General features: G+C 30.2%; 13 protein-coding genes. 1 reads left to right on the forward strand and 12 read right to left on the reverse strand.

The window, feature by feature from the left end; all coding sequences use genetic code 11:
- Window positions 1-60: 60 nt before the first annotated feature.
- The 3 genes from KEC93_RS22270 to KEC93_RS22280 all read right to left on the reverse strand — a co-directional run bounded on the left by KEC93_RS22270 (window position 61) and on the right by KEC93_RS22280 (window position 4,960).
- Window positions 61-1,131, reverse strand: coding sequence for a galactose ABC transporter substrate-binding protein (locus KEC93_RS22270; RefSeq protein ID WP_012060590.1), 1,071 nt, complete (start codon window positions 1,129-1,131; stop codon window positions 61-63).
- Between the two features lie 675 nt (window positions 1,132-1,806).
- Window positions 1,807-3,513, reverse strand: a complete 1,707-nt coding sequence (locus KEC93_RS22275) for a methyl-accepting chemotaxis protein (protein ID WP_023973610.1) — start codon at window positions 3,511-3,513, stop codon at window positions 1,807-1,809.
- Between the two features lie 28 nt (window positions 3,514-3,541).
- Entirely contained in the window at window positions 3,542-4,960 is a 1,419-nt protein-coding gene (locus KEC93_RS22280; protein WP_077869095.1) for a putative bifunctional diguanylate cyclase/phosphodiesterase, read from the reverse strand.
- 390 nt (window positions 4,961-5,350) lie between these two features.
- On the opposite strand from KEC93_RS22280, the gene KEC93_RS22285 reads away from it, so the two are divergent.
- Window positions 5,351-5,950 (forward strand): tyrosine-type recombinase/integrase, encoded by a 600-nt coding sequence (locus KEC93_RS22285; protein WP_077869094.1) that lies wholly within the window; start codon window positions 5,351-5,353, stop codon window positions 5,948-5,950.
- A gap of 83 nt (window positions 5,951-6,033) precedes the next feature.
- On the opposite strand, the gene KEC93_RS22290 is transcribed toward KEC93_RS22285, so the two are convergent.
- The 9 genes from KEC93_RS22290 to KEC93_RS22330 all read right to left on the reverse strand — a co-directional run bounded on the left by KEC93_RS22290 (window position 6,034) and on the right by KEC93_RS22330 (window position 16,753).
- Window positions 6,034-7,746: a methyl-accepting chemotaxis protein gene (locus KEC93_RS22290; RefSeq protein ID WP_020372903.1), complete on the reverse strand. Its 1,713-nt coding sequence runs from the start codon at window positions 7,744-7,746 to the stop codon at window positions 6,034-6,036.
- 274 nt (window positions 7,747-8,020) lie between these two features.
- Entirely contained in the window at window positions 8,021-9,439 is a 1,419-nt protein-coding gene (hydG, locus tag KEC93_RS22295; RefSeq protein ID WP_077309348.1) for a [FeFe] hydrogenase H-cluster radical SAM maturase HydG, read from the reverse strand.
- A gap of 135 nt (window positions 9,440-9,574) precedes the next feature.
- Entirely contained in the window at window positions 9,575-9,826 is a 252-nt protein-coding gene (locus KEC93_RS22300; RefSeq protein WP_012060596.1) for a TM1266 family iron-only hydrogenase system putative regulator, read from the reverse strand.
- A gap of 285 nt (window positions 9,827-10,111) precedes the next feature.
- Window positions 10,112-10,546: a hypothetical protein gene (locus KEC93_RS22305; protein WP_077869093.1), complete on the reverse strand. Its 435-nt coding sequence runs from the start codon at window positions 10,544-10,546 to the stop codon at window positions 10,112-10,114.
- A gap of 454 nt (window positions 10,547-11,000) precedes the next feature.
- Window positions 11,001-11,834, reverse strand: a complete 834-nt coding sequence (locus KEC93_RS22310; protein ID WP_012060603.1) for a DegV family protein — start codon at window positions 11,832-11,834, stop codon at window positions 11,001-11,003.
- A 484-nt stretch (window positions 11,835-12,318) separates the two neighbouring features.
- Window positions 12,319-13,515 (reverse strand): multiple monosaccharide ABC transporter permease, encoded by a 1,197-nt coding sequence (mmsB, locus tag KEC93_RS22315; RefSeq protein ID WP_017210076.1) that lies wholly within the window; start codon window positions 13,513-13,515, stop codon window positions 12,319-12,321.
- Window positions 13,516-13,527: 12 nt separating this feature from the next.
- On the reverse strand, window positions 13,528-15,063 hold the full coding sequence (gene mmsA / locus KEC93_RS22320) for a multiple monosaccharide ABC transporter ATP-binding protein (RefSeq protein WP_012060605.1): 1,536 nt from the start codon (window positions 15,061-15,063) through the stop codon (window positions 13,528-13,530).
- 70 nt (window positions 15,064-15,133) lie between these two features.
- Window positions 15,134-16,273, reverse strand: coding sequence for a multiple monosaccharide ABC transporter substrate-binding protein (chvE, locus tag KEC93_RS22325; protein ID WP_012060606.1), 1,140 nt, complete (start codon window positions 16,271-16,273; stop codon window positions 15,134-15,136).
- 207 nt (window positions 16,274-16,480) lie between these two features.
- Complete coding sequence (locus KEC93_RS22330) at window positions 16,481-16,753, reverse strand: hypothetical protein (RefSeq protein WP_012060607.1); 273 nt, start codon at window positions 16,751-16,753, stop codon at window positions 16,481-16,483.
- Window positions 16,754-16,811: the final 58 nt, after the last annotated feature.

Raw genomic sequence — 16,811 nt, forward strand, 5'->3', positions numbered from 1 at the left:
TTCAGGGATGGGGATTTTTTATAATCTCGCATCCCTGACAATTTCTATGTCAGATATATCTTATTTTAAATAATCCTTGTAGTTATCTTGAGTAACTTTTACATAGTCAATCCATACATATTTTCCATCAGTTACATCAAATCCAACATTTTCTTTATTAATTTCTTTACCTTGAGCAGCTGCTAAAGCTATATTAACTGTAGCCTTACCTTGGTTTTGTGCATCATTTAGAACTGTTCCAAGAAGTGATCCTTCTTTCATAGCTTGTAATGCTGGTGCTGTTGCATCAACTCCAACTACTGGAATATATTTAGATGCATCACCTTTGTTATATCCTTCAGCTTTTAATGCTTCTACTGCACCAAGAGCCATATCATCATTGTTACAAAGAACTGCTTCTATCTTATCAACACCTTGACCTGTCATAAATGCTTTCATAAGGTCAGTAGCTTTTGCCTTGTCCCACATTGCTGTATCAGCAGCAAGTTTTTGAGTTTTTAATCCTGCAGCTTCAATAGCTTTTATAGAATATTCTGTACGAAGAGTAGCATCTTGATGTCCTGGTTCTCCTTGAAGCATTACGTATTGTACCACTCCATCATGATTTTTGTCTGCTTCTGGATGTGCTTTGAAGTAGTCAGCTATAAGTTGACCTGATAAAGTTCCTGATTGTTCTGCATGTGCACCTACATACCAAACCTTATCATAGCTATCCATATCTGCTTTTTCTGGCTCACGATTTAAAAATACGATTGGAAGTTTCTTAGCTTTTGCTTTTTCAATGATAGGACCTGCTGCAGTTCTATCAACTGGATTTATTGCTAAAGCGTTTACACCTTTTGTAATAAATGTATCAACTTGCTCATTTTGAGTAGGTTGTTTATTTTGTGAATCCACTAGTTCAATAGTTGATCCTTTTTCCTTAGCTTCACCTTCCATAGCAGTACGAACTCCTGTCATGAAAGTATCATCAAATTTATATATTGCAGAACCAATTAAAGTATTTGAAGATTTAGTACTTGTTTGTGCATCCCCTCCAGAACTTGCACTCTTATTTGCTCCACATCCTGCCATTGTTGCAACTATAGCTGCTGACATTACAATTGTTAATAGACTCTTAAACCTTTTCATTTTTACCCCTCCATATTCTTATCTAAATCCTAAAACAAAGACTCAAATTTGTTCTTCGTTTACATTACTAATTATAGGGGTTTTATCAATTAGTCTCCATACGAAATTCTTCACTTTTTTATCGAATTTCTTAGATGTTATAGATAAACTAACTATAATCTATACTTATGCGTATACCACACCGAAATGAATAATATACTTTTATTCCAGTTTCTAGGCAATTCTGATGGGTGATTCTAATGCCATAAAGTTGCCCCCAAAGTGCTAGCCTCAAAGAACTAGCTTTGAACTAGCACATTTGGAACAACTTATAGCCAAAGAATCACATCCCTCAAAATTACCAATGAAACATTCCACAAAAGTATATTACCCATTTCTAGTTTTGATATATTTCATATCCTATATAGTTTATGATTGTGTTATCTATAAACAACATATAACTTATACTTATGGGATAACTTACCTAAATCATAAATATTTTGATTCCGAAAAACTATGAAAAATCACTGAAGGTTCTAAATTGCAGGTTGAATCCAATTTAGCATACATTTAATTAATATATAAAAAGAGGATATAAATTCAAAACTTATATCCTCTATAAATTATATGTATAATTATATTTCTCTCAATGAAATTTGTATAAGAATAAAATCATTCTTTCTTGCATCTTGATACCTAAATTTTAAACTTTTGTACCATTTCATTGAGCCTCTGAGCGAGTTCAGCCTGGCTATGTGCTGTTAGTGCAACTTGCTCTATGGATTTAGTTGTCTCATCCATACTTTCTTTGATTGTAGCTACTTCTTCACTAGACTTTTGAGTAGTTTGTGCCATATCTTGTACAACTTCACTAACCTGACCTACAGTAGCTGTTATCTCTTCTGACATAGCTGCAATTTCCTCTGACATCATGCTGACGAAATTTGAATCATTATAATATTGGTCACCGGTTTGCATATAGGCATTAAATTGTCTATGTACTTCAGTATTAATAAATGAAAGTATATCATTGCCAGTATCAATACTATTTTTAAAAGCATCACGGACTCTATTTATTGTTTCCTGTATAGACGTTACAGCTTGTGATGACTGTTCCGCAAGTGTTCTTACTTCTTCGGCAACAACTGCAAAACCTTTACCTTGTTCTCCTGCTCTTGCAGCCTCTATAGCTGCATTTAAAGCTAATAGATTTGTTTGTTCGGCTATACTTCCTATTGTATCTGCCATAACTTTTATATTATCTACTACTTTGCCATCTTCAATAACTTCTAACATTTTGTTCTCTTTTTCTGCATATAGATTTCTTGTTTCTTCTATAGCTTTTTTACCGCTATTCTTTACCTCTGTTGCTTTTTCTTTGGATTTACTTGAACTACTACTTCCCTCCATTGCCTTTCCTGAAAGTTCATTAACGCTTGAATCCACTTCTTCTACCGATGCACTTATTTCCTCGGCTGCCGCACTAGATTCTTGCATACCATCAGAAATATTTGATATAGCATCATCAATACTTCTAGCTCTCAAAGATAATTCTTCAGCCGTAGCAGATAGTTCCTCACTCGACGCACTTATATCTTGAGAATTTTCCATGATCTCTTTAACTAAGATATTTACATTTTTTTGTGCCTTATTTAAAGCGATACCTGTTTGTCCAAATTCATCTTTTCTAGTAATAGTAATTGGAGTTGAAAAATCATACATTGCTAATCTCTCTGCATAATCTCTTATCTTCCTTAAAGGTTTATTTATATGGCTTGAAATAAATATTCCAAGTAAAATGGCAATTATAACCCCTGCAATGCTCATCAATGTCATAATTATGTTTGTCCGTGCAGATGCTATATTAATGTTATCACTTGCTACTTTTGCTGCCGCCAAATTTATTTCTATAACCTTGTCAAGGCTTGCCATCATTTCTTCTTCTATAGGCAAAAAAATCATGTACTGTTTCGTCACTTCATTTGGATCATTTAGATCAGCTGCATCTATTATCCTGTTTCTAGCATCTCTATATTTTGTTACATTATCGGTAAACTTCGTCCAATTTTCTTTTTCCTCTGTTGTAGTAATTAATTTCTCATATTTAGCTATATATTCGTTATCTGCAGCTACCATGTCAGTAATATATTTTTTTGCTTGATCCGTTTCTTTTTTATTTTGATCATACATTATAACTGAAACTTCGCTCTTTATTTGTGACATATTTGATTTTATTGACAAAATTTCATTAACACTCTGTAAGTTTACGCTATACATTGTTTCTGCATTTTTATTTACTCTTTTTACTTCTATTCCACCAATTGTGCCTACAACTGCAATTAATATAGCCACTAATAAAAATGCTGATATTAACTTAGCTCTTACTTGGTTTAATAAATTCATATTAAAATTTCCTCCCACTGTTAAAATGCTATTGCATATTATTTTTTCTATTACTATCCAATAAAGTTTTCATACCATCTTCTGTAAGCGGTTTGCTAAAATAGAAACCTTGAATTATCTTACAACCTAAGTCAGCAAGTACTTCTATCTGCTCTCTTGTTTCAACTCCCTCAACTATTACCTTGTATTTCAAGTCCTTTGATAAGTTAACTATGTTCTTTATTAATACCATGTTCTTATAATTTTCTACATGATCTACAAATGTTTTATCAATCTTTAATGTACTTACTGAAATATTAATTAAATAGCTTAAAGAAGAGTATCCCGTCCCAAAGTCATCTATTGCAATATTTATTCTCATCCCTTTAAGTTCATTTAATACTTCTATATTTTTTTCTGATATATCTAATAAAGTACTCTCTGTTATTTCTATCTCTAAAAAGTTTGGAGAAATATTATACTTATTACAGCATTTTAACAACTTATCCTTAAAATCTTTTTCCTTGATTTGAATTGGTGATATATTGATTGCTATATTATTAAACTTGTACCCCATGCACTTCCACAAACTCGCTTGCTCTATGGATTTTTCCATTATCCAATCGCCAATTTGAACTATATCTCCACTTTCTTCAGCAATAGGAATAAATTCTGCTGGTGAAACATTTCCAAGCTTATCATTATTCCATCTTAATAAAGCTTCAATTCCAACAATCTCATTATTAGACAAATCAATTTGTGGCTGATAATTAATATTTAGCTCATGCTTATTAATAGCATTCTTTAATTCCCTTCTAATCAATACGTCCCTATAATATGTCTCAAATATTTCGTTATTAAAGATTGTATAATTGTTTTTTCCAGTTTTCTTAGACTTGTACATAGCTAAATTACAAAACTCTAACAACTCATCAGAATTTATGCTATCATCCGGGAAAGTAGATATTCCCATACTTACAGAAATGTCTAATTCATCATCTGCTATCTTAAAAGGTACTGACAAATTTTCATAAATTTTCTTGCAAATTTCCTCTATTTCACTTATAAATTTAAATTCATAGATCAAAATTGCAAATTCATCACCATTTAATCTAAATAGTTTCCCTTTTCCTTTAATACATTTACTTACCCTTTCAGAAAAACATTTTAATATAAAGTCACCAAAAGAATAGCCCCAATTATAATTTATGATTTTGTAGTCATCAACATCAATATAAATAATCGCACCTTTTCTACAATTAACTTTTGATATCTCTAAACTCCTATTAAGCTTTTCAAAAAAATAAGTACTATTTGGTAGCCCAGTAAGAATATCATACCTTGAGAATTCTTCATTAGGCTTACTTTTTTTTCTCCTATGTATATCCTTGTTTAATTTTCCTCTTGTGGTATTTACCATTTTCATCTTAAGTTTAAGTTCTTTTTTGGGCATATTAATTTTATTCATAATAACTTCCTTTTTTAAATTAGTACAACTCAACACGTGTAAAACCTCTCCACCTCGCTCCTATTATTTAATAATAAAATATGACATCTTCAATAATAATTTTTGCGTAATTATTCTACAAATTTTTAAACTTTGACTTTTTAAAAAATTAAATATATCATTTATTTGAACATAATAAATATTTTGTCCTATTATTTTATGTAATAATGTATTTATAGCTCTGCAAATATACAAATATTGCATATTAATATGTCATAAGAATACAATTTAACCTATATTTGTACATTTTTTAAGCTTTTTTATACAATATTTACATATACTACAACTTATAATATAATAAAATTGGACAAAATATTTATTATGTATCATTACTTCTAGAGGAGAGTGCATATGAGGGCATCTAATGAAACTGAAATTAAATATTTAACGCAAAAAGAAGTATTATCACTATTTAATGCAATTGAAAATTCTGGAAAGCTGCATTCAACACGTGATTTAGCAATATTTAGATTAGCTTATAGATGCGGTCTTAGAGCTTCCGAAATATCAATGTTAAAATTGGAAAATTATAATATTAATAAAGGAGAAATATATTGTAAAAGATTAAAGGGTAGTAAGAATAATACTCTGCGGCTAGATGAGAAAACTAAAAGCGTTTTAGACAAATACATTACTGAAAATGAAATTACATCTGAAGCTCAAACTATATTTACAAGTCAAAAGAATAAGCCAATTTCAAGGCAAACCCTAGACCACCTAACGAAGCAATATTTCTCAATGGCAAGTATTCAAGATAAGTCAAAGCACCATTTTCATACCATTAAACATACTACAGCAGTTCACCTTGCTGAATGTGATATGGATATAAAAGAGCTTCAATGGTGGCTTGGACACAAATCTGTTACCAATACAGAAATATATTTTCAATTTACTACAAAACAACAAGAAAAGATGTATGAAAAACTAGAGGGAAAAAGTGAAATGGTATAAAATTTACTTAATTAATTAAAAAAGACTTACTTTAGCTGCTAAATAACTAAAATAAGTCTTTTATTTTTCATCACATATCTTCTTTAAATTTTAAACTTTTGTATCATTTCATTGAGTTTTTGCGCAAGCCCTGCTTGGTTTTGTGCTGTTAAAGCAACTTGCTCTATGGCTTTTGAAGTTTCATCTACACTTTCTTTTATCGTAGCTACTTGATCGTTTGATTCTTGCGCTGTCGATGCCATCTCTTGTACTAACTTATTAACTTTCCCTACAGTGATTGTAATTTCTTCTGACATGTTTGCAATATTCTCTGACATTTTACTTACAAATTCAGAATCGCTATAATATATATTTCCTGTATTTCCATAGGCATTAAACTGTTCATGCACCTCTGTATTTATAAATTTCAATATATCATTTCCAGTGTTAATGCTGTTATTAAATGCATCCTGAACTTTAATTATAGTATTTTTGATAGCTGTTACAGCCTCTGATGATTGTTCTGCAAGCTTTCTTACTTCATCTGCTACAACTGCAAATCCTTTACCTTGTTCCCCTGCCCTTGCTGCTTCTATTGCTGCATTCAGTGCTAATAAATTTGTTTGTTCAGATATACTTCCAATTGTATCAGCCATAATTTTAATATTATCAACTATCTTTCCATTTTCAATAACAATTAACATGTTCTTTTGTTTTTCCTTTGATAATTTCTCCATTTCATCTATAGACTTTTTACTATTGTTTTTGACTTCTATAGCTCTCTCTTTGGATCTATTAGCATTCTGGCTTCCTTCCATAGCTTTTTTAGATAAATCATTTATATTTGAGTTTACTTCATCTACTGTCGTACTTATAATTCCTGCCTCAGCACAAGATTCCTCCATCCCTAGTGAAATAGTACTTACAGCTTCATCTATACTCGCAGCTTTTGATGAAAGCTCCTCAGCTGTTGCAGAAAGTTCTTCACTAGATGTACTTATATCTTGAGAATTTTGAATAATATCTCTAATTAGTTTATTCACATTTTCTTGTGCTTTATTTAATGCACTTCCTGTTTGTCCAAGTTCGTCCTTTCTTTTAATTGAAATTGGAGTCGAAAAATCATATAACGCTAATCTCTCTGCAAATCCTTTGATTTTTTTTAATGGTATATTTATAGCCTTTGATATTAGTGCTCCAAATATAATTGCTACCACTAATCCAAAGATAGTAAGTGTAATCATAATTTTATTAGAATTAATATAAGTAGATGATATATCCTCATTAGCTGATTTTGCATCAGATATATTTATATCTATAACTTTATCCAGGCTATACATCATTTTTGTCTGTAGAGGAACCATTTCTAAATACCTCTTTTTTGCTTCTTCTAAATCTTCTGATTTCACAGCATTCACTACCTTGTCTCTAACCTGATTATATTCCTTCGCATTATCATTAAATTCCTTCCAAGATTTTGTTTCACTACTTGTCATTTGTGATTTTTCATAATCATTTATATATTTATCATTCTCATTAAGTGCAGTAATAACATTTTTTTGTGCTTCCTCTACCTTATATTTATCTTTTTCATACATCATGATTAATATGTTACTTTTAATTTCTGTCATATTTGATTTTATAGATAGGATCTCATTGACATGATTAAAATTTCTATTGTACATTCCTGATGCTTTATTATTTACATTTTTCAAAGACAATGCTCCTATTATTCCTACTACGCCAATTAAAATTGCTACCGTCAAAAATGATAAGGTTAATTTAAATTTTATAGGCAGGCTTCTTCTCAAAAACATAACTTTTCCCCTCTCTAAATTTATAATCTCGACCATTTATTACCCTTTTTGCAATAGAAAACGTTTTACTAAGATGTTGAAATTAACATATATTGCTAATTATTATGATAATATTTTTAATTTATATAATCAACTAAAAAATCTACTCTTATATCGAAATGTTGAGTATTTGCTAATCATTTTTAACCATAAACTTAATTATAGAAAAAATAATAAAGCTATACACAAGTCTACTTTAACTATGCATATAGCTTTATTAATTAATTTACTCTATCTAAAATCTAAAATCACGTTTTCCTTCATGTAAGTTTTCAAGATTTTCTAATACTATCTTTTTAACTTTTTCATTTGGAATTCTTGGAATTTCATTTTTAATTACTTCTTCACCTTTTCTTCGTGTATCTTCAGACGCATAATCCTCTAGATATTCCTTTAGCGTCATAAGTGCATTAGGCTGACAGCAGTTTGCTATTTGTCCTGATTTAACAAGACTCATAAATCTATCCCCAGTTCTTCCTTCTCTATAACAAGCAGTACAGAAGCTTGGAATATGACCCTTTTCTAACAGCCAATTTACTATTTCATCTAAAGTTCTAGTATCATTTACATCAAATTGAGCTGAATTTTCTTCTTCCTTCTCTTTTTCAACATATCCACCAACGCTTGTAGATGATCCTCCACTTATTTGAGAAACTCCAAGTTCAAGTACTTTTTCTCTTGTTTTTTGAGATTCTCTTGTTGAAACAATAAGACCTGTATATGGAACTGTAATTCTAAGTACTGCAACTATTTTAGCAAATATCTCATCTGAAATTGCATTAGTAAATTCATCTGGATTTATATCATCAGCTGGTCTTATTCTTGGTACACTTATTGTATGCGGTCCAACTCCCATAGCTGCTTCTAAGTGCTCTGCATGCATAAGAAGTCCAACGAAATCATATCTATACATATTTAATCCATATAGTACACCTAGTCCGACATCATCAATTCCACCTTCCATAGCTCTATCCATAGCTTCTGTATGGTAAGCATAATCATGCTTTGGTCCTGTTGGGTGAAGCTCTTCATATGTCTTTTTGTGATATGTTTCTTGGAATAAGATATATGTTCCAATTCCCGCTTCCTTTAACCTTCTATAATTTTCAACAGTTGTAGCTGCAATATTTACGTTAGCTCTTCTAATTGCGCCATTTTTGTGTTTTATACTATAAATTGTTTTTATGCTTTCAAGTACATATTCAATTGGATTATTTACAGGATCTTCTCCTGTTTCTAATGCAAGTCTTTTATGCCCCATATCTTGTAATGCAATTACTTCTTTTTCAATCTCCTCTTGAGTAAGCTTCTTTCTTGTTATATGTTTATTCTTGTGATGATATGGACAATAAGTACATCCATTTACACAATAATTAGAGAGATATAATGGCGCAAACATTACTATTCTATTACCATAAAATCTTTGCTTGATTTCTTTTGCAAGTTTATACATTTTTTCATTTTCATCTTCTAATTCACATTCAAGTAAAACTGCTGCTTCTCTATGTGAAATTCCTTTACACTCTTTAGCCTTTTCTAGAATTTCATTAATTAATTGTCTATTGTTCTTATTTTTCTTAGCAAACTCAAGAGTTTCTAATATCTCTTCGTTATCAATAAATTCCGTTGCTATTTTTGATTTAACATTATACATTACTCTACTCTTCTTTCTATAATTGGATTTTTAAATTTTGAATTTAATTCGTTCTGATTAATGCTTTCTTCATCCAATTTTGGCAAAGGCTAAAATATTAATTAAAGCTAATCTACTTATTACTATATTTAATATTTATTTAGCAGTTTTAGAATACATTGTTTTTACATTTATTCCTTCGATCATACCAAGTTTACCTGATAATGAACTTATTATATCATTGGTAGCATCTATCACTACACTTATTATACCTACATTCTTTTCTCTGTAAGGTATACCCATTCTCCCAACCATATATTGCGAATATTCATGCAAAATATTGTTGAGCTTATCTGTTGAATTCATATCTTCCACTATAATTCCTATCAATGCGATTCTTGTATCCATATTCTTTATTCCTTTCAAGAAGAAAATATTTTTAAATTCACCGTATTAATTAGCAATTACTATTTTCAATTGCAATAAAAAATCCCCATGCCACAAAAAGGCGCAGGGATAGCATACATATCTCTATCTATAATACCGCCTTGTCATTTGGGACGAACCCTCATGTGTTTCAGAACGATCATGTGTTAAGAGTCTTTCTTCTTGGGATTTCCCCCTTAAAGTCAGACTACATTTATATTTTAACACAAATATTGTTTATATCAAGCCTAGATAAGCTACGATTATCTAATTTAAAAAATTAATCAAATAATCCATAGTATCCGATGTTTTGCTATCTCCATTTTTTTCATAAAAATCCTTACTGCTTAGTAGAAATCCCATTAAATCAAATTTCATGTCTGCCACTGACTCACCAGTCTCACGAGCCTTTGCTGATAAAATGGCTCCTTGTATTAATAATCCCAAGCTTAGTTTTCCTGCAGTTTTATCACTAAGAAATCCTTCATTATGCAATTGTGTTGTTATGCTATTTATTTCTTTTATACTACAATTTGACAAAGATATTCCAAGAGCATCTGCAACTTTGTTAATATCTGCTTCACCATCTGCTTTTAAATATTTATCTTTACTATTAGCTATATCTAGATCTATGACTTTCTCCATAACTGTTGTAGAAGTAAAACTATTTTCACCATCTAATTTATCATATTTCTCGTGCATTTCATTCTTTAATTTTTCAAGTTCCTGATTTGCTTGAATTGAATTTGTTTTATTCTGTAGCTTTGAATTACTATAAGTTAAATTTTTCAGTTGATCTGAAAAAGAAAGTCTATTGTCATTTTTTTATATGTACTCATATTACTCGAATACATTCTATTAACTGTTGTCTTGTTATTTATATTTGATATCATAAATCCACTTCCTAAATATATTTATAATTTAAATTTATACATTTATTTATCGAATATTTACTAGAATAATTTACAATATCCAAATAATAAAGTCATATATTGTCATTACTGTAGTTAAATTTAAATACATTTAGATTAAATAGCCTTTTTTCATGCATTATACATGGATTTTATTTTACATTATTAAAGAATAAAATAATAAATCCTTGTGACTTAAAAACACAAGGATATTATATATCTTATAAAAATATGCTTACTCTAAGTTAGTAGCAAATTACAATCCCACCATCATCAGCATAAACAGTACTTAATCCGCTTCCTTCAAAAATTATTATATCTTCAAAGTTATATTTGTTTTTTATTTCTTCCTTAAGCTTTTCTGCTTTTTCTCTTGCATTTATATGCCCTATTCCTAGAACCTTATTTTTAAAATCGCTGCCTTCTTCACCTATTAGGTCTATTAGTCTATTAAATGCCTTTTTCTTCCCTCTTACTTGCTCTTTTAGCACAATTTCTCCATCGTTAGCAGTCATAATTGGAGTAACTTGCAGAAGTGATCCCATTAAAGCTTTTGCACTGCTTATTCTTCCATTCTTAACTAGGTTGTCCAATTTATCTAAAACAAATAACGTCTTCATATTTTCTATGTATTCAGTAACTTGCTCTACAATCTGAGAATTATGTGCTTTTTCTTCAATTAACTTTTTTATTTTTAAAACAACTAGATCAGCTCCAGATACTGCTGTCTTACAATCGAATACATGAACAAAACTTTCCGGAAACTCTTCTTGAAACATTTCCTTTGCCAATATAGCACTATTATGTGATCCACTTAATTTACCAGAAATGGTTACAACAAAATTATTTTTACACTTTTTTAAAGCTTCTAGAAAATCATGTGGCGATGGGCATGCTGTTTTAATTTTGTTTTTGCTGCTTTTCATTTTTTCTAGTAGATCATTTATATTTACATTCTTATCAACGATTTCTTCATCGTCAATAATAATTTTAAATGGAATTCTTTCCATATACTCTTCATTTCCAAAAACTTCATTATTAAAATCAACACAACTGTCTACTATTATTCTAGTATTCATTTTATTCCTCCATCTTTTTCATTTGTAGTTCTAATACTTTATCTATCAACTCATTTAATTAATAACGCTTGCCTAAATTAATATATAATTGTCCACTAAATTATATATTAATTTTACTATTATTAGTAGTTATTTTTTTCTTAACATATATATTGAAAAAGTAATCCTTCATTATAATTCTAAAAATATCACAAGAATTTTAGCCGCAATTGTGAATCGTTGAAATGTGAATTGTGAATTTCAACACATATACATATCTAAAAATAAAGTATTATAAGTAGTACTATTTAATACTTACTCTTAACGATATATCTTTCAAATTATACGTAATAGTAAAAGGCAAGTTCTGCACTATATATAAAATATTTAGTGCAGAACTTACCTTAACCTCATACATTTTCTTTTTCTTAATTTATTTAACACATTTTATTAACAAACTATGGTTTAAAGTTTGAAGAAACCATTTCTTACATTGCTGCTATATTTATTTCTTTTTCTTTGAATATAAGTCGAATACTACAGCGAATAATAATACAAATCCTTTGATAGCTTGTTGCCAGTTATTATCAACTCCCATTAAAGACATACCATTATTAAGTACTCCCATTACAAGTCCACCAACAACTGCTCCTAAAATTCTTCCAGTACCACCTGCTGTAGATGCACCACCTATATAGCAAGCTGCTAAAGCATCTAATTCGAAGTTAACACCAGCTTTAGGTTGTGCTGAGTTAACACGTGCAGCATAAGCGAGTCCTGCTAATGCTGCCATCAATCCCATATTTACAAATACTAAGAATGTAATCTTATCAACGTTTACACCTGATAAAGCTGCTGCTTTTTTATTACCACCAACTGCATATACTTGTCTACCAAATACTGTTTTAGTAGTAATGAATGAGTAAATTGCTATTAATACTCCTGCTATTATTAATATATTTGGTATACCTTTATAAGATGCTAATACAAAGCTTCCACCCATAATTACTACAACTGATATTATATTTTTAGCAAGGAACATTGAATTATGATCAACATTGAAATTATATTTTTGAAGTTTCTTTCTTCCTTTTATATTATTAAATACCATGATTACCGATAATATAACACCTACGATCATTGCTGATCCAACTAAATAAATATCGCCCATTTTAAAGTAGAATAGTGGAGGTATGAATCCAGATCCTAAGTTTGCAAATTCATTTGGGAATGGAGCGATTGTCTTACCATTTAATATTATCATTGAGAATCCTCTAAAGATTAATTGTCCCGCTAATGTTACAACAAATCCTGGAATTGCTTTATACGAAATCCAATATCCTTGTACAGCTCCAACAGCTGCACCTATTAAAAGTGATACAACAACAGATACTACAGGGTTCATTCCTTTATTAACCATAAGAACACCGGCTATTGCTCCAACAAAGGCGCACACGGAACCAACCGCAAGATCGACAGTACCTACAATAACTACTAAAAGCATTCCTACTGCAAGAATAAGTACGTAACCATTTTGCTGAATTAAATTTGTTATGTTAAGTGATTTTAACATAACTCCCTTAGTTAAAATCGAGAATATAACTACTACCACTAATAATGCAACAAGCATACCATTGTCTTTCATAAATTTATTAAATGTATTTTTTGCAACTTTTTTTTCTTCAACTCTTGCTTCACTCATTTTACTACCTCCCTATTTTGATGCAACAATTTTACTCATGATAACTTCTTGAGTAGCATCTTTCTTATCTAATTCTCCAATAATCTTTCCTTCATTCATGACATAGATTCTATCACTTAATCCAAGGACTTCGGGTAATTCGGATGAAATTACAATAACTGCTTTTCCTTGAGCTACTAAATCATTTATAATTGTATATATCTCATATTTTGCTCCAACGTCAATTCCCCTAGTAGGTTCATCAAGAATTAGTAAATCTGGTTCTGCATAAACCCATCTTGAAAGTACTACTTTTTGTTGATTTCCACCACTTAAGTTTCCTGTAATTTGTAATATACTTGGAGTTTTGATTTTCATTGATTTTCTGAATTCTTCTGCCGCTAAAATTTCAACTTGTTCATTTATAACACCATTATTAGAAATCTTACCTAATGAAGCTATTGAAATGTTATGACGAATATCATCAATCAGGTTTAAACCTGCTTCTTTTCTATCTTCAGTTACGTAAGCAATACCCGCATTAATTGCATCTTTAACTGTTTTAATATGAATTTCTTTACCTTCTTTTAAAATGCTACCAGAAATCTTTTGTCCATATGTTCTACCAAAAATGCTCATTGCAAGTTCAGTTCTTCCAGCACCCATAAGCCCGGCAATTCCAAGTACTTCGCCTTTTCTAACTTTTATATTTACATTATCAACCATTTTCCTATCTGGATAATCTGGATGATATACATTCCAATCCTTTATTTCAAACATCACATCTCCAATTTTAGGAGTTCTTTTTGGATAACGGTCTGTAAGTTCACGACCAACCATCCCTTTAACAATTCTATCCTCTGAGATTTGCCCTCCAGAGGCATCTAATGTTTCAATACTAGCTCCATCACGTAGTACTGTTATAGAGTCACATACTCTTGAAACTTCATTTAACTTATGTGAAATTAAAATACATGTAATTCCTTGTGATTTTAACTCTAACATTAATTTTAATAAATTTTCACTGTCATCCTCATTTAATGATGCAGTCGGTTCATCTAGAATTAATAATTTTACGTTCTTTGATAATGCCTTTGCAATTTCAATTAATTGTTGTTTACCAACACCAAGTGTGTTAACTATTGTATCTGGGTCTTCATCTAATCCGACCTTTTTAAGTAATTCTTTAGTTCTAATTCTTACCTCTTGCCAGTCTATAACTCCATGACTTGCAATTTCGTTTCCTATAAATATATTTTCTCCTATACTAAGATGTGGACTCAAAGCTAATTCTTGATGTATAATAACTATTCCATCTGCCTCACTGTCTTTTATGCCTTTATATTTACATGCCTTTCCATTATATAGAATTGCACCTTCGTATGATCCGTGAGGATATATTCCACTTAATACCTTCATTAAAGTTGATTTACCTGCTCCATTTTCTCCACAAAGAGAATGAATTTCTCCTGATTGCACTCTTAAATTAACATTATCTAGTGCTTTTACACCAGGAAATGTCTTAGTTATATTTATCATTTCAAGAATAATATCATTGTCTTTTAACATACGTCACGCCCCTCCTTATTTGAATGATAGTGGAACAAAGTTGTCCGCACTATCATTACTGCTGTTAATCTTATTTAGAAAGATCTGCTTCTTTTAAATATCCTGAATCAATTAGAACTTCTTTATAGTTTGTTTTATCTACAGATACAGGTTGACATAAGTAAGATGGTACAACTTTTACTCCATTGTTGTAAGTCTTCTCATCATTAACTTCAGCTTTTTGACCTTTAATAGCTGCATCGATTGTTTTAACAGCTTGAGCTGATAATTTTCTTGTATCTTTGAATATTGTTGATGTTTGCTCTCCTGCAATTATAGATTTAATTGAAGCTGTTTCTGCATCTTGACCTGTAATTACTGGCCATGGAAGATCCCCTGAACCATATCCAACACTTCTTAACGCTTCTACAACACCACGGCTTATACCATCATAAGGAGCTAATACAGCATCAACTTTTTTACCTCCTGAGTAGTTAGCAGTTAATATATTTTCCATTCTTGATTGTGCTAAAGCTCCATCCCATCTTAATGTACAGATTTCATCAAATTTAGTTTGACCTGAAACTACAGTTAATTTCTTAGAATCTATATATGGTTGAAGTACTTCCATTGCACCTTCAAAGAACATATGAGCATTATTATCATCTGGAGACCCAGCAAATAATTCTATGTTAAATGATTTTTGTGCATTTTTTAAATCTAATTTCTTTTCTATATATTGACCCATTTGGTTTCCTACAAGTTTATTATCAAAAGAAATGTAATAGTCTACATTTGCAGTATTTTTAATTAAACGGTCATAGGCTATAACAGGAATTCCTGCATCTTTAGCTTTTTGACAAACATCAGTTAAAGATTCACCATCGATATTTGCAATTACTAAGCCACTAACACCTTTTGTAATTAAGTTTTCTGCTTGTGATACTTGAGTTTCTACAACGTCTTCAGCATATTGAAGATCTGTATTATAGCCAAGATCTTTTAACTGTTTTACCATGTCATTTCCATCATTTATCCAACGTTCAGAAGATTTAGTTGGCATTAAAATACCTATTGTTTTTCCGCTTCCTGATCCCCCGTCAGTTTTTCCCTGTGACTCTGTTTTAGAATTATCTGCATCTGAGTTTGGAGCACTAGTTGTTACACTACATCCACCGATAGAACCTAGTAATGCCATTGATAATAACATAGCCATTAATTTTTTCTTCATAATATTTTCTCCCTTCAACTTCCCATATAATAAATTATAAATTTATATTTTCTTTTAATCTGCTTAATAGTTATCATTTCTGATAAATTAAAGTGGACTAAAAGTTAATATTCTAAATTATTAAAACAATATAATTTTTTTAATACACTTATAACCAAAAATTAAACTTTATTAATACGTTTTCATCAAATTCAGACATGTTCTTATTTATTTTGACATATTATAAGTTAACTCAAGAATAACTAATATAGCCATAGCATTAGCATATTTACTACTAATATTGAATTTATACTCTGGATTCTTTCTCTTATAAATCATTGGTATTCCTACTCCAAGTAAAATGGCTAATCCAAATATAGCTAGTACACCAAAAGAAGAAGTAATTATTCCTGAATCGATAGAAATAAAATATAGTAATAAGCCAGGAGCTACTAGATAGTATAATAATTTGTTACATAAAGTAATGTGCTTTTCATTCATAAAATTCCTCCCCTATCCTAGTAAATATTATTGTTTAATGTTTGATTGATATTATTCA

Source organism: Clostridium beijerinckii (assembly GCF_018223745.1).
In the GTDB taxonomy this organism is placed as follows: domain Bacteria; phylum Bacillota; class Clostridia; order Clostridiales; family Clostridiaceae; genus Clostridium; species Clostridium beijerinckii.

Bases quoted from the DNA above. Each gene is read 5' to 3' on its own strand.
- KEC93_RS22305 (WP_077869093.1), bottom strand. From the start codon at position 10,546: ATGCACGAGAAATATGATAAATTAGATGGTGAAAATAGTTTTACTTCT.
- KEC93_RS22310 (WP_012060603.1), bottom strand. From the start codon at position 11,834: ATGAATACTAGAATAATAGTAGACAGTTGTGTTGATTTTAATAATGAA.
- KEC93_RS22290 (WP_020372903.1), bottom strand. From the start codon at position 7,746: ATGTTTTTGAGAAGAAGCCTGCCTATAAAATTTAAATTAACCTTATCA.
- KEC93_RS22275 (WP_023973610.1), bottom strand. From the start codon at position 3,513: ATGAATTTATTAAACCAAGTAAGAGCTAAGTTAATATCAGCATTTTTA.
- chvE (WP_012060606.1), bottom strand. From the start codon at position 16,273: ATGAAGAAAAAATTAATGGCTATGTTATTATCAATGGCATTACTAGGT.
- mmsA (WP_012060605.1), bottom strand. From the start codon at position 15,063: ATGTTAAAAGACAATGATATTATTCTTGAAATGATAAATATAACTAAG.
- KEC93_RS22270 (WP_012060590.1), bottom strand. From the start codon at position 1,131: ATGAAAAGGTTTAAGAGTCTATTAACAATTGTAATGTCAGCAGCTATA.
- mmsB (WP_017210076.1), bottom strand. From the start codon at position 13,515: ATGAGTGAAGCAAGAGTTGAAGAAAAAAAAGTTGCAAAAAATACATTT.
- KEC93_RS22280 (WP_077869095.1), bottom strand. From the start codon at position 4,960: ATGAATAAAATTAATATGCCCAAAAAAGAACTTAAACTTAAGATGAAA.
- hydG (WP_077309348.1), bottom strand. From the start codon at position 9,439: ATGTATAATGTTAAATCAAAAATAGCAACGGAATTTATTGATAACGAA.
- KEC93_RS22285 (WP_077869094.1), top strand. From the start codon at position 5,351: ATGAGGGCATCTAATGAAACTGAAATTAAATATTTAACGCAAAAAGAA.
- KEC93_RS22300 (WP_012060596.1), bottom strand. From the start codon at position 9,826: ATGGATACAAGAATCGCATTGATAGGAATTATAGTGGAAGATATGAAT.
- KEC93_RS22330 (WP_012060607.1), bottom strand. From the start codon at position 16,753: ATGAATGAAAAGCACATTACTTTATGTAACAAATTATTATACTATCTA.